Here is a 14,879-nt window from a genome sequence, read left to right as displayed (position 1 = left end):
CACGTTTTGAAAATATTGTTGCTACTTGTTTTGAAATCAGACTATCATGATCAAAGATCTTGAACAAACCCTGCGCTGGTTCGGCCCTTCAGACCCCGTAACGCTGGCAGCCATACGCCAGACAGGCGTTAGCGGCGTAGTAACCGCGCTGCACCATATCCCCTGCGGTGAGGTATGGACACTCCCGGCCATCCGCGAGCGCCAGCAGGAAATCGAAGCCCATGGCCTCACCTGGAGTGTGGTGGAAAGTGTGAATGTGCACGAGTCCATTAAAATTGCAGGTCCGCAGCGCGAGGAAATGATTGCCAACTACATCCAAACGCTGACCAACCTGGCGGAAGCAGGCATTAAAACCGTGTGCTACAACTTTATGCCGGTGCTCGACTGGACCCGCACGCACCTGGACTACCGGCTGCCTAACGGTGTGTCGGCCCTCCGTTTCCATCGCCCGGCCCTGATGGCGTTTGACCTCTACCTCCTGGAAAGGAAAGCCGCTTTCGACGACTTTACCCCGGCGGAGCAGGCATCTGCCAAAAAATACCTGGACGGACTAAACGAAGAAGAAAAGCAAACGCTGATCCGCACCATCCTGGCAGGTTTGCCAGGCACGGATGAGGTGTTTACCATCGCGGAGTTTAAGGAACATTTGGCGAGATATAAAGACATCGACGCAGTGAAGCTGAAGGAAAACCTCGCCTACTTCCTGCGAAACATCATCCCCGCAGCTGAACGGCTGGGCGTAAAAATGTGTATCCACCCGGATGATCCGCCCTTTGCTATTCTTGGCCTGCCAAGGGTAGTGTGCAACGAAGCGGATCTGAAAGAGCTGATCAACATGTACCCGTCCCCATCCAACGGTATTACTTTTTGTACAGGATCGCTGGGAGCTAATCCCAACAACGATCTGCCGGGGATGATTGCCCGCCTCGGCAGCCATATCCACTTCCTGCATTTACGCAACGTGCAGCATGATGCGGATGGCAGCTTTTACGAAGCGGAGCACCTCAAAGGCAGCACCGATATGGTGCAGGTGATGAAGCAGGTAGTGCTGGAGCAGCGCAGCAGACAGCAGCTGGGCCGTGCAGACGTTGCCATCCCCGTGCGCCCGGATCATGGGCATAAGATATGGACCGATTTTAATTTTAATACTTACCCGGGATATTCGTTGATTGGCCGCCTGAAAGGCCTGGCAGAATTAAACGGATTGGAAAAAGGTATCAAAAGCATGCTGGAGACAGTAAAATAATCTCAGAAAAACATAAGAAATGAATCTCAACGGAAAAGTAATAGTTGTCACAGGTGGTACCGGTATTTTAGGAAAGTCATTTGTAGAAGGCATCCATCGTGCAGGCGGTAAAGTGGCCATCCTGGGGCGTAATATAGGGGTTGCCGAAGGAAGAGCGGCGCAAATCAACCAGGACGGCGGCAGCGCCCTTGCCGTGCAGGCGGATGTACTCAGTGAAGCGGACCTGGTGGCAGCATGCGAAAAAATCACGCAACATTTCGGCCGCATCGACGGGCTGGTAAACGCCGCCGGCGGCAATATTCCGGAAGCTATCCTGCAACCGGACCAGGATATTTTTTCGCTGGATATGAACGGCATGCGTCGCGCCATGGACCTGAACCTCTGGGGAACGGTGCTGCCTACGCAGATCTTCGGCCGGCAGATTGCTGCCGGCGGCGGTGGCAGCATCGTCAACATCTCTTCCATGAGTGCCAAACGTGTAATCACCAAGGTGATGGGTTATAGTTTGGGCAAGGCCGCCATTGATTGCTATACACAATGGTTCGCGGTAGAAATGGCCAATCGTTTTGGCGATAAATTGCGCATGAACGCCATTGCGCCCGGCTTCTTCCTGACGGAGCAAAACCGTGCATTGCTCACCAACCCGGATGGTTCCTACACCGAAAGAGGAAACCTCGTACTGAAAAATACGCCGTATAAGCGTTTCGGTGAGGCGCAGGAGCTGAACGGCGCACTGGTATGGCTGCTCAGTGATGAGTCGCGCTTTGTTACCGGCGCAATCGTAAATGTGGACGGTGGCTTTTCCGTTTTCAGCGGAGTATAAGCTCTAATCCGGCCAGTGATGCAGGGCATTGCCGTTAAAAGTCCATTCCGGCGTGCGAAGCAGGTTGCCAAAATCTTCATTGTACCAGCAACTGCCATCAGCCGGATTTTTTAAAATATGAATATCCTGCGCAGGCATATAGCTCTGCGCCAGCATAAATTTCTTTTTCCCCGTACGGTTGGTAATCACATCCATCACGATTACCGCGTGGCCCGGTGATCCTCCCTGGATAAAAACATCGCCCGGCTGTATGGGGCTGCCGGCAGCAGGTACCAGTTCTCTCTCTAAAGAAGTGGTACCTGCATAGCTGAAAACAAGTTCCAGGTAGGCCTGAAACAAGGTTCTGCTGTTACCTTTTTCCTGATTGCATACTTTTGCCAGGCGCTGATTTTTCAGCTGAAACCTGCATCCCCGCTGCCATGCGGCATAGTCGAGCAAGGTGCCATCCGTTGCATGAAATGCAATCCGGTTATACTGCTCATGCGCATATAACCACTCTGCCCGCAGTCGCATCACAGCATCCGCACATTGCTGCAGATCCTTTTTACCCACGCTAATATCCAGCACAGCGGCCTGTGCCTCCTGGTTTTGCTTGAGCTGTCCGTTATACAGGTATACCGTATTGTGTTGTTTTAGGGAGATGGTACGCAACCATTGGCCAAAGGAACCGTTGCTGACAGCGGCGCGCTCAAACCCGGCGGGCGCTGGAATATTACCCACTGTTTGGGCAAAGGAGGTAAGTGGTAACAGTAGGATGAAAAGTAGTTTCATGAATATGGGTTTCTTAGCAAGATGCGGTAGCCGCCAATTTCCATAAAGCAGCTGAACAATGTTGACCGGCGAGGTGGCCTTTCTCTAACCTGGTAGTAGCCCGGAAGCGGCGCTGCAATTACCTGCCGCCTTCCGGGCGCTCCATTACCGCCGGTAAAAAAATATATAACAGTAATGATTTGGAATATTATCTTTTGCCCATATTCCAAACAAACTGTTATGAATAAATCCGGTACATTACCGTCCAAACCGCACTTTCCTATTCTGGATGGCCTTCGTGGTGTAGCAGCCCTTACCGTGGTAATCTTCCACATCCTGGAGGCGCATGCCACCAGTAGTCTCGATCTGATGATCAACCACGGTTACCTGGCTGTGGACTTCTTTTTCCTGTTATCGGGTTTCGTAATTGGCTATGCCTACGACGATCGATGGGGTAAAATGACGATGGGAGGCTTTTTCAAACGCCGGCTCATTCGCCTGCAACCCATGGTGGTCATGGGGTCTGTGATAGGGGCTATTTTCTTTTATTTCCAGGATTCGCCTATATGGCCAAAAATTCATGAGGTGCCGGTATGGTACCTGCTGGTGATAATGGTTATTGGTGCTACCATGTTGCCTGTTACGATCAGTATGGATGTACGTGGCTGGAATGAGATGCATCCCCTGAACGGCCCGGCGTGGTCGCTGTTTTTTGAATACATCGGTAACTTCCTGTATGCAGCGGGTATACGAAAATTATCTAAAGCGGCGTTGGCAGTGTTGGTGGCGGTTTGTGGCATCTGGCTGGCATGCTATGCCATAACCAGCGAGCGGGGTGAAATGATTGGCGGCTGGACGCTTAGTGTGCAACAGCTGAAGATCGGTTTTATCCGTTTGCTGTTTCCGTTTTTTGCCGGCTTATTATTGTTCCGCACGGTGAAGCTGGTACAAATAAAAAATGCTTTTCTCTGGTGTTCATTGATTCTGCTTACCGTGCTGGGAATGCCACGCATCGGCGGCGCAGAAAATATGTGGGCCAATGGGATATATGAAAGTATTACTATTATCCTGGTGTTTCCGCTGATTGTCTTTCTCGGCGCCAGTGGCGTGCTGGAGGGCAAAGCCGCGACAGGCATATGCAAGTTCCTCGGCGATATTTCCTATCCGATTTATATCTCTCATTACCCACTAATTTATACTTACACTGGCTGGGTAAGCAAACATAAAGGGATTACGCTTACAGAAGCGGCGCCTTATGCGATACTAACTTTTGTAAGTGCAGTAGTAATTGCATGGGTGTGTTTAAAATATTATGATGAGCCGGTACGGAAATGGCTGCAGCAAAAGCTGATGCCGGTTTCTAAAACGCCTGCTCCTGTTGGTGTTCCATCATAAAGGTGCTGATTAAATACAAAAAATCGCCCACCATCGGTGGGCGATTTTTTTTGTAATATATGTTGAGTGAGAGTAGCCTTAATTACCTGCCACAATCAGCTGTCCACGTTCTGCCATCTTTCGTATAGCCAATCACGAGTTTATCTTTATTGATGGTAATTAAACCAGTTCCAGCGGAACCAACGTTTACCATGGTGTTATCATCTTTCTTTTCAAACTCCACGCCAGTGAGGTCAGGCAGGCCATCTGAAAATCTGAAGTCATAACGGGAACCAACCTTTGTTACAAACACACTACCTGCATCAGTGCTGAGGTTTTGTTCAGAATCAACATAACTGATTTTACCTTTGAAGGTACCGGCAAACACGTCTACATCGGCTGGGTCGGTGTCTTTGCTACAGGAAGCGAACACAAATGCAGTTAACAGTAACACCCCGATGAATTTGAGCATAGATTTCATAATGTAAGTTTTGGTTTTAAATAAAGATTGTTATCCGCCATAAAACAATTAGCATACCATCGGGGAAAATGCGGGATTAAACAGGCTGAACTGCTTGATAATAGGGTAGTTGCGGGCGATGCTTCTGTGCCTGGTTGCGATTTGAGACCAGCCTTAAATTTGGGTGAGGGGCTACACAAATTGGGTAATGCTGTGGGGCTTTTTTAACAGAAGTAGGGGCCTACGGCCCCTGCGGTCTTTTTTCACGCAGAGCAGCAAAGCAGGTAAGCAGCAAAGGATGATTTTTTGTTCCTTTAACTTTTTTAGGGCAGGCCTTTGTCCTGCCCCTAAAAAAGTATTCTCACGCCTTCGGCGTGAGAATACTTTTTTAAACAACAAAACACAAGTCTTAGCTGCTTACCTGCTTTGCTGCTCTGCGTGAAAAAATGATCGCATAAAAAATCCGCCGAAGGCGGATTTTATAAGAACTTATTTACTATCGGGTTCAAAGTCGAGCGACACCGAATTCATACAAAAGCGTTTATGGGTAGGCGGTGGACCATCGTCAAATATATGTCCGAGATGGGAGTTGCACCGGGCGCATTCCACTTCTATCCGTTCCATACCGAAGGAGTTATCCGGCTTGTAAATCACGCTGTTTTCCCGTACGGGCTCAAAAAAGCTGGGCCATCCGCATTCGCTGGCGAACTTGGCATCCGAGCGGAAGAGTTCGTTGCCGCAAACGGCGCAGTAGTAGGTGCCTTTAGGGTTTCCTTCCCAGTATTTACCGGTAAATGCTCTTTCGGTGCCCTGTTGCCTGGCCACATTGTATAAATCCCGTGGCAGGATTTTTTTCCATTCTTCATTACTCACGTTCAGATGGGTAGTATCTGTACGGGAGTAATATGGATTATTGGTGTGTGTAGTTTCCATATTATTACTCTTTTGCGCCTGTCCTTTACACGCGGTTACAAAAAATAAAAGGAGGAGTATGATGGACTGAATTCTCATATGCGTAAGTTGTCTATACAAATTTAAGCAATTGTACCATGCTGCGGATAAGGCAGCTTGTAAGGAATTGTTAATTACTATTTAACCAATCAACGAGGGCATTTTTTTGTTCGGGCCAGGTAAATCTTGCGGCTGCCAATTATTTTTTGCTATTTTTAGCCACCCGGCTATTCCGGTTTAAACCAGCGGGTGTGATCTAATGGAGCGTTTCATCAACAGCAGCGACCACGAGCTGCTCACCGGGATTTTTGCAGGGAATGGAGAGGCCTACCGATGCGCGTTTGAGCGCTACTGGGAGCGGGTGTACGCAGCCGCCCTGTTATTGTCCAAGTCGCCGGAAATTGCCGAGGATATTACACAGGATGTATTCACCATGCTCTGGGAAAAGCGATCCACGCTCAACGGGGTAAACAATCTCCCGGGATTCCTCTTCATCGCTGCCCGTAACCTTATTTATAGTCGCCTCCGCAAGCTGCATTCCCAGGCTACCTACCTGGCATACCAGGAACAGTATTTCCGGGAGAGCGCCCGTAGTCACGGTGCGGAAGAAATTTTCTCCCGCGACCTGCTACAGCAGCTGCAACAGGCCATCCTCAAACTACCTCCGCAGCAGCAGAAAGCGTTCCGGCTCAGTCGCCTCGAGGGCCTCGGTCATGAAGAAATCGCCACTGTGATGGGAATATCAAAAGTTACCGTCAAAAGCTATATCGTACAATCGCTGGCTACGCTCCGCAAATGGCTGCCGGGGTATTTTGTCACTTTCTTTTTCCTGCTGTGCTCCTGAAAAAAATATTTTCAGTTCCGCACCTCCTTTTTTCTCAGCTGCGCGTCTTTACCCTTGTAAGGTAATTACGCTATGATGAATCCTGCACAATTTGCCACGTTATTAGATCAATATCTCCACGATACGCTGGACGCCGAAGGGTTGCAGCAATTCCGCGCTGCCTTAAGCCAGGAGCAATACCGGCAGCAGTTCGAAGCAGCCATAGAGCAGCAGCTGCAACAGTCGGGGCTGGCAGGCCCGGAGGCCGTAAAAGCGCGACTATGGGAACGGTTGCAGCAGCATACTGACTATAAGGAACGGTTGCAGCCACGCCGCATCAACTGGCGGCTACAGGTGGCGGCTGCCGCTTCATTGCTGTTGCTGGTAACGGCCGGTGTGTATTACTGGAACGTGCATCATAAGCCGGCCCGAAAAGCAGTGACAGCGCAGCAGGTACTGCCCAAGCCCGGCACCAACAAAGCCATCCTCACCCTGGCCGATGGTACACAGGTAACGCTGGATTCGGCCAACACCAGCCTTGCCATGCAGGGTAATGCCAACGTGCAGCTCAGCGGTGGGCAACTGGCTTATAACGGCAACGGCAACACGGGGCCGGTGCAATATAACAGGTTGCAGGTGCCGCGGGGCGGACAATTCCGCATTGTGCTGGCCGACGGCTCGCGGGTATGGCTCAACGCCGCTTCCAGCTTACGCTATCCAGCCAGTTTCCATGGGAGCGACCGTACCGTGGAGCTCAGCGGGGAAGCATATTTTGAAATTGCACCCGCCGCCAACCAGCCTTTCTTTGTAAAAGTCAATAACAACACCATACAGGTACTGGGCACCAGCTTTAACGTGATGGCCTATACGGAAGAACCAGGCATCCGCACCACCCTGCTGGAAGGCGCCATCGCAGTGAAAACGCCGAAAGCCACCACCCGTATGCAACCGGGGCAGCTGGCCACCACCACACCAGATGGCAGCACTAACGTAACAGTAGCCCAGGATGTAGAAGAAATGGTAGCCTGGAAAAATGGCTACTTCCTGTTTAATCACGAAAAAATTCCCGGCGTAATGCGGCAGATCGCACGCTGGTATGATGTAGAAATAGAATACGCAGGCAAAATACCCGCCGACAGAGAATTTGGCGGGAAGATCAACCGAAACAGCAGCATAGAAGAAGTAATCAGGATACTCGAGCTCAGTAAGATTCACGTTAAACTATCTAATCACAAAATCATCGTACAGCCATGAAACCAATACCGTTATGAAAAAGTAAACACTAACCGTTATCCATCCATAAAAAAACCGGAAGTGCAGGAACACCTCCGGTAATAATGGCGGGTAACCCTCCTGAAAATCATTCCACGACCTTCAAACACCTGGCTCACGCCGGGCGGGATTTCTATTACCCAAACCGATCAAATGTATGAATTTTAAAGCTATTCTCCGGCACACGGACAGTCAACCACCGTGGATCGCCCAAACAATTCGCGTTATGAAAATCGCTGCAATCATTTTATTATCAGCATGCTTGCAGGTGAGCGCCAATGGCTACTCACAGGAAATTACCCTTTCCCGGAAAAATATTTCGCTGGAAAAGGTATGCCGCGCCATTGAAAAGCAATCGGGCTACGTGTTTTTCTTTGACCACCACCTGCTGGACGGTACTCCCGCCATCAATATAGATATCAAAGGAGCCCCGCTCAAAGAGGCCATGGACATCTGCCTGAAAAACCTGCCGCTTACCTATACCATGGTAGGGAAAAATATAGTGATCATGGCAAAGGAAACCGCACCTGACCAGCCGGAAATCCTGCGCCAGGAAGTGCTGGGTAAAGTAACGGGAGAAGACGGTGGCCCGCTGCCCGGAGCTACCGTAAAAGTGAAAAACAGCGCCACCGGAACAGTTACACAAGCCGATGGCTCCTTCCGCCTCAATGCCCCTCCCAATGCTGTGCTCGTGATTTCCTATCTGGGTTATGAAACGCTGGAAGTAACGGTGAGCGGCAATACGCCATTATCTGTCAGGCTAAAGCCGGTAGTCAACAGATCCTCTGAAGTAGTAGTGATCGGCTATGGCGTCGCTAAAAAATCGGACCTTACCGGCGCTGTATCGCAGATCCGCTCCGAAGATATTTCCGTACAGCCGCTCACCAACGCCATGCAGGCCCTCGCCGGCCGTGCGCCCGGTGTACAGGTGATGCAGAATAACGGTGCCCCCGGTGGTAAAATCAGTGTGCGCATCCGCGGGGTCAACTCCATCCTCGGCAGTAACGAACCGCTGTACGTGATCGATGGGTTTCCTTTTAACGGCAGCCCCGACTTCCTGCAACCCTCCGACATCGCTTCCATGGAAGTGCTGAAAGATGCATCGTCCACCGCCATCTACGGCTCCCGCGGTGCCAACGGCATCGTGATGATCACCACCAAAACAGGTAAGAAAAAAGAAGGGACTACGGTAGATGTAGCCTCCAGCTATAGCGTGCAGTCGGTCACCAAAAAAATGCGGCTCATGAGCCCGCAGCAATACGCCCTGCTGTACAACGAACAGGCGAAAAATGATAACGTGGCTCCTTACTTCACCCAGCAGCAGATAGATGATTTCGGGAAAACACCCGGCACCGACTGGCAGGACCTCGTGATGCACAATGCACCGCTTTCCAATACAGGCGTTACCGTTAGTGGAGGAGGGGATAAAACACGCTTCTCTGTTGGTGCGGGTATGTACCTGCAGGATGGTATTGTGCGCAACAGCGACTACAAACGCTACTCCCTGCGCGGAAGTATCGAACATGATATCAGCAAAGTATTTTCACTTTCGTATAATGTGGCACTCACCAAAATAGATACGCGGGTACAAAATTCCCAGCTGGGCAACAGGGGCAGTGATCTCATTTCGGCTATGCTGATGGCGCCGCCAACTTTATCACCCTACCTGGAAGATGGCTCCTACCGCCGCCTTACCACGGCCTATCCGTTTATTTCCAACGCCATCATCAACCCGATGATTCCGATTTATGAAGTCAACGAACGACTGAAAGCAAACCGTGTATTCTCCAATGCGGCACTCACCATCCGGCCCATGGAAGATTTGAGCATACGCATTTCCGCCGGTATCAATAACCAGGACGACAGGCGTGATATCTATTCCAACATCGAACCAAGCACCAACTCAGTGGGCAAGGCAGAGGTAAATACTTCTCAAACCCAAAGTCTCCTGAATGAAAACGTCATCAACTACAACAAACGCTTTGGCATACACGCCATCAATGCTATGGCGGGCTTCACTTATCAGGATAATGTGCAGACGGTGATGAAAGGTTCCGGTATCGGCTTCCTCAGCGATGTGATCAATACCGGATCACTGCAGAGTGCAGCCACGCCTGGAATTCCTAACAGTACCTACGAAAAATGGGCATTGCTCTCCTTCATTGGCCGCGTCAACTATACGCTGATGGAAAAGTACCTGTTTACCGTGAGTATGCGCCGCGATGGTTCTTCCCGTTATTCCAAAGAGAACAAGTGGGGTAACTTCCCTTCCGCAGCGGTGGCCTGGCGCATGTCCAGTGAACCGTGGATCAGGCAGTCCAAAGTTATCAGCGACCTGAAAATCCGCAGCAGCTATGGTGCTTCCGGCAGTACCGCCATCAACCCCTATCAAACGCTGAACCTGCTCACACCGGGCATCACCACTTTCGGCGATGCGGCCTATATCACCTACGCACCGGGTGAAACGCTGCCGAATACACTGAAATGGGAAACTACCTACCAGGTGGATTTCGGAGTGGACCTGGGTCTGTTCCGCGACCGCTTCCACCTTACCGCCGATTTCTATCAGAAACGCACCAAAAATCTCCTGAATAAAGTGCAGCTGCCTTCCTCTATGGGTTACAAGAATACCGTGCAAAATGTGGGCGAAATGCAGAATAAAGGGATGGAGTTTGCCGTGGATGTACAGGCCATGGACAAAGCCGTGAAATGGAACATTGGCGGTAACATCGCTTTCAATCGCAATAAGGTGATCAAACTCTATAACGGTCAGGATATTTACGGCAATAATCTCTACACCGGCTCGCTCAACGATTATGTGAACCTGCTCCGTGAAGGGCAGCCATTCGGCATCTTCTACGGCTATGTGGAAAAAGGGTACAGCGCCAGCGGCAACCTGGAATATGTGGACCTGAACAAAGACGGTAAGATTTCTGCGGCAGATAAAACTTATATCGGTAATCCCAATCCTGATTTTACCTACGGTATTAACTCGGTTACCACCTACAAAGGATTTGAGCTCACGCTGTTTATCCAGGGCTCGCAGGGCAACGACATCTTTAACCTGAACAAGGCTGCCACGCTCGATCTGGGTATGGGCCTCAACCTGCCGGCAGAAGTAGCGGAAAACCACTGGACACCGGAGCATACGGATGCTAAATATCCAAAGATCACCCGCAACCTGGCCGGAAATATGTCCACCCGCTTCGTAGAAAACGGCTCCTACCTGAAACTGAAAAATATTCAGCTGGCCTATAATCTGCCTGTAGAGAGATTACATACCAAATGGTTCAGAAAGGCACAGGTATATATCAGCGCGCAAAATATGATTACGTTCACAAAGTATTCCTGGTACGACCCGGAAGTGAATGTGTACGGCTCTGAAAACTCCGTGGCGCAAGGCATCGACTATTCTACCTACCCGGTTAGCAAGTCGTTTACGGTAGGACTCCGCTGTGGTTTCTGATTTTAAAATAAACAACCGACTTTTATGAAACATGCGATATACCTGTTGATAGCCGCTATGCTGGTGACTTCCTGCAGTAAGGTGCTGGATGAAAAGCCGCAGGCGATAGCAGAAGAAAACTTTTACAATTCGCCGGCCGAGGTACAGGCCGGGCTCAATGCGATTTATAAACCCATCCGACAGGGTGGTAGCATGGGGGCCCTTTACCAGTGCCAGCTGGAAATTTATACGGAATACATGTATGGCCGTGGCAGCCATGCGCCGCTCAACGACTATGCCGGCCTCGATAATACGAACATTACCCGCGTAGGGGATATCTGGGCGCAGTTTTATGAGGCTATCCGCAATGCCAATATTGTGATTAAGAAGATACCAGGTGCTAAGTCGCTCAATACGGCCGATGCCGCCAGGTTTATGGCAGAGGCGCGCTTTATGCGCGGACTGTTGTACTTCCACCTGGTGCGGAACTGGGCAGGAGTTCCCCTGCGCACCGCGGAGAATATGTCGCAGCTGGATGTGCCGAGAGCCACCACCGACGCTACATACCAGTTCCTCGTGGAGGACCTCACTTATGCGGCCGATAACCTCACCGACCAGCCCAGGCTGGACGGGGCGCCTACCAGGTGGTCCGCCAAAGCCGTGCTGGCGGATGTATACATGAACCTGCACGACTATACGAAAGCGAAGGACGCCGCCGAAGCCGTGATCAACAGTAATAAATATGCGCTGGTACAAGTCGCCGTAGCCGATGATTATGATAAAATTTTCGGGCCGGATGTGCAGGCATCACCGGAGGAAGTATTTTACCTGAAATTCAGCAGAACGCCTGCTGATCAGGGATTCAGCTATCCGATGTATGCACATTACCCTAACTCCGGTTATTATAAGCCGGGCGGTTATTATACTTTTTACAGTGATGCCGTGCAGAATAAATTTATGACCCAGTGGGATAAAAACGATCTGCGTTATAAATTTAACTGGTACGTACAAACGTTTGGGTTAACCAGCACCACTATCCTCAACAAAAAGTTCAGCGACAAGGTGACCAATACCGCAGCTGGTAATGATTTTCCTATGTATCGTTATGCAGATGTGGTGTTATTCTATGCAGAAAGTGCGGCGCGGGCGGCTGGTGCCCCTGATGCCAATGCCATGGAAATGCTGAACCGTGTGCATCGCAGGGCCTATGGAAAGCCCACTGCAGCACCGGATGCTGCCGTGGATTTCAAGCTGAGTGACTATAATACACTGGATGCATTTGTAAACCTGGTAGTACGGGAACGTACCTACGAAAACTGTTCGGAAGCCAAACACTGGTTCGATCTGAAGCGACTGGGCACGGTAAAACAGGTTATACAGAACATGAAAGGCATCACGGTTGCGGATAAGCATTTGCTGTGGCCTATTCCAACGAATGAATATAACTATAACAAAGCCATTGATCCGGTAAAGGATCAGAACCCGGGCTACTAACTCAAAATATTGAACAATGCAATTGAAAACTTTATTGGTTAGCGCGGCCCTGTTGCTCAGCGGGCTGGCAAGGGCGCAGGAAGTAGATGTATGTGTGTATGGCGGTACTTCCGCCGGTGTAATTGCGGCGTATACCGCAAAAAAGCTGCATAAATCGGTGATCCTGATTTCGCCGGACAAGCACCTGGGTGGGCTCACCACCGGAGGCCTGGGTTATACAGATATCGGGAATAAATCCGCCATTACCGGTATTTCCAGGGATTTTTACCGGAGAATCGGGAGCCACTATGGCCGGTTTGAACAGTGGATTTTTGAACCCCATGTAGCGGAAGCTACTTTCCACCAATATATCAAGGCCGCTGATGTGCCGGTGATCTACCAGTATCAGCTGGCAGGTGTGGAGATGCAGGGGCAGCGGATCAGCGCCGTTAAGGTAACGGGAGCGGATACACGTACTATCCGCGCGAAAATGTTTATTGACTGCTCCTACGAGGGTGATCTGATGGCCAGGGCGGGCGTGTCCTATACCGTAGGGCGGGAAGCGAACAGTCAGTACAACGAAACCTACAATGGGGTACAGCTGCGCGAAAAGCACCAGTTTCCCGATGGTATTGATCCCTATAGAACACCTGGTAAGCCGGAAAGCGGCCTGCTGTGGGGGATAAGTCCTGCAGCGATGGAGCCGCAGGGAAGCGGGGATAAAAAGGTGCAGACCTACAACTTCCGCATCTGCCTGAGCAACGATCCTAAAAACAGCATTGCCATCACCCAGCCGGAGGACTACCAGCCGGCACGTTATGAGCTGCTGCTGCGTTTGCTGGAAAAGCTGAAATCGCCAACGCTCAATACTATCCTGAAGGTGGATCGTATGCCGAACAATAAAACGGACATTAACAATAACGGGGCTTTTTCCACGGATATGATCGGGAGAAATTATGACTATCCGGAGGCGGATGCCGCGGGCCGCAAACAAATCATCCATGACCATGAGGTATATACCAAAGGCCTCCTGTATTTCATAGGGCATGATCCTCGTATGCCGCAGCACCTCCGGGATGAAATGCTGCAATGGGGCTATCCGAAGGATGAGTATACCGATAATGGTCATTGGTCGCCGCAGCTATACGTGCGCGAAGTACGCCGTATGGTAGGCGAATACGTGATGACGCAGGCCAACTGCGAAGCCAAAGAAAAAGTAACCGATGGGGTAGGAATGGCAGCCTATACCATGGATTCACATAACTGTCAGCGTATAGTCGTAAACGGTATGGTAAAAAATGAAGGGGACGTGCAGATCGGTGGTTTCGGACCATACCCGGTGAGCTACCGCTCTATCATCCCCAAAAAGGGACAATGCGAAAACCTGCTGGTGCCCGTTTGTTTATCGGCTTCCCATATTGCCTATGGTTCCATACGTATGGAACCGGTGTTTATGGTGCTGGCGCAATCCGCTGCTACGGCGGCAGCGCTGGCCATCGATACCAAAGTATCCGTGCAGCAGGCTGATGTAGCGAAGATCCAGCAACAGCTGAAAAATGATCCGCTGGCAGATGGCAGTACCCCTGAAATATTGGTGGATGATAACGATGCTACCTATACGACTAAATCCGGCGACTGGCAAACGGAAAACCGTGGCGGTTACGGCCCTACCTTGTTGCTGGATAATGGAAAAGGGAATACCATCCGTTATTCACCGGCCATTAAAAAAGCCGGCGCCTACCAGGTGTATACCTATGTGCCTCGCGTGGCAAACCATGCGGCGGTAACGCCGGTGCAGGTGTTTGATGGTCGTAAGCAATATAATACTGCTATAAAATCCGCTGAAGTAAAAGTGGAAGGGCAAACTTCCGGTGAGTGGGTGGACCTGGGAAAATATTCCCTGCAGCCCGGCGCCTGGGTGGAACTTTCAGGTAAGGGAGCGAGTGGCGTAGTGGTGGCGGATGCGGTGTTGTTTGTGCCGGTAAAGGGGAGATGACTTTTCGTAAAATAAGGTGGATGTTAAATAGTGAGGAGACGCCATATCAGGCGTCTCCATTTCGCGTATTAATAACGTTAATATTTCAGGTGGAGCAGTGGTAAAGACTTGTGTAGAGACGCCTGGCAGGCGTCTATCAAAACATAATCTTCGCTAAATTAAATAAAACATCAATAGCGGAGATTGGGAGGTAGATTTCCTCGAATAGACGCCTGCGAGGCGTCTCTACTTCGCGTATAAATAACGTTAATATTTCAGGTGGAGCA

Annotated in this window: 11 protein-coding genes; 8 read left to right on the top strand and 3 right to left on the bottom strand. The window is 50.4% G+C overall.

The window, feature by feature from the left end:
* Positions 1–46: 46 nt before the first annotated feature.
* On the top strand, positions 47–1,246 hold the full coding sequence (gene uxuA / locus BUB18_RS04480; RefSeq protein WP_073078556.1) for a mannonate dehydratase: 1,200 nt from the start codon (positions 47–49) through the stop codon (positions 1,244–1,246).
* A 19-nt stretch (positions 1,247–1,265) separates the two neighbouring features.
* On the top strand, positions 1,266–2,069 hold the full coding sequence (locus BUB18_RS04475; protein ID WP_073078547.1) for an SDR family oxidoreductase: 804 nt from the start codon (positions 1,266–1,268) through the stop codon (positions 2,067–2,069).
* Between the two features lie 3 nt (positions 2,070–2,072).
* On the opposite strand, the gene BUB18_RS04470 is transcribed toward BUB18_RS04475, so the two are convergent.
* Entirely contained in the window at positions 2,073–2,840 is a 768-nt protein-coding gene (locus BUB18_RS04470) for a DUF4846 domain-containing protein (RefSeq protein WP_073078545.1), read from the bottom strand.
* A gap of 219 nt (positions 2,841–3,059) precedes the next feature.
* Here BUB18_RS04470 and BUB18_RS04465 point away from each other — a divergent pair, with 219 nt between their 5' ends.
* Positions 3,060–4,214 carry an acyltransferase family protein gene (locus BUB18_RS04465; RefSeq protein ID WP_073078543.1) on the top strand — a complete coding sequence of 385 codons (1,155 nt, stop codon included), beginning with the start codon at positions 3,060–3,062 and terminating at the stop codon, positions 4,212–4,214.
* A gap of 82 nt (positions 4,215–4,296) precedes the next feature.
* On the opposite strand, the gene BUB18_RS04460 is transcribed toward BUB18_RS04465, so the two are convergent.
* Positions 4,297–4,674: a hypothetical protein gene (locus BUB18_RS04460; protein WP_073078541.1), complete on the bottom strand. Its 378-nt coding sequence runs from the start codon at positions 4,672–4,674 to the stop codon at positions 4,297–4,299.
* 468 nt (positions 4,675–5,142) lie between these two features.
* Positions 5,143–5,586 carry a peptide-methionine (R)-S-oxide reductase MsrB gene (msrB, locus tag BUB18_RS04455; protein ID WP_245805614.1) on the bottom strand — a complete coding sequence of 148 codons (444 nt, stop codon included), beginning with the start codon at positions 5,584–5,586 and terminating at the stop codon, positions 5,143–5,145.
* Between the two features lie 277 nt (positions 5,587–5,863).
* Between msrB and BUB18_RS04450 the strand changes: the two genes are divergently transcribed.
* The 5 genes from BUB18_RS04450 to BUB18_RS04430 all read left to right on the top strand — a co-directional run bounded on the left by BUB18_RS04450 (position 5,864) and on the right by BUB18_RS04430 (position 14,613).
* Positions 5,864–6,448 carry an RNA polymerase sigma factor gene (locus tag BUB18_RS04450; protein WP_073078538.1) on the top strand — a complete coding sequence of 195 codons (585 nt, stop codon included), beginning with the start codon at positions 5,864–5,866 and terminating at the stop codon, positions 6,446–6,448.
* Between the two features lie 72 nt (positions 6,449–6,520).
* Positions 6,521–7,681: a FecR family protein gene (locus BUB18_RS04445; RefSeq protein ID WP_083549374.1), complete on the top strand. Its 1,161-nt coding sequence runs from the start codon at positions 6,521–6,523 to the stop codon at positions 7,679–7,681.
* Between the two features lie 244 nt (positions 7,682–7,925).
* On the top strand, positions 7,926–11,165 hold the full coding sequence (locus BUB18_RS04440) for a TonB-dependent receptor (protein ID WP_073078512.1): 3,240 nt from the start codon (positions 7,926–7,928) through the stop codon (positions 11,163–11,165).
* Positions 11,166–11,189: 24 nt separating this feature from the next.
* Positions 11,190–12,638, top strand: coding sequence for a RagB/SusD family nutrient uptake outer membrane protein (locus BUB18_RS04435; RefSeq protein ID WP_073078511.1), 1,449 nt, complete (start codon positions 11,190–11,192; stop codon positions 12,636–12,638).
* 16 nt (positions 12,639–12,654) lie between these two features.
* Complete coding sequence (locus BUB18_RS04430; protein ID WP_073078509.1) at positions 12,655–14,613, top strand: FAD-dependent oxidoreductase; 1,959 nt, start codon at positions 12,655–12,657, stop codon at positions 14,611–14,613.
* Positions 14,614–14,879 lie beyond the last annotated feature (266 nt).

The sequence above is a fragment of the Chitinophaga jiangningensis genome, assembly GCF_900142605.1.
Taxonomy (GTDB): Bacteria; Bacteroidota; Bacteroidia; order Chitinophagales; family Chitinophagaceae; genus Chitinophaga; species Chitinophaga jiangningensis.
Note: the sequence above shows the minus strand (reverse complement) of the source record. Positions and strands in the feature narration are given on the sequence as shown.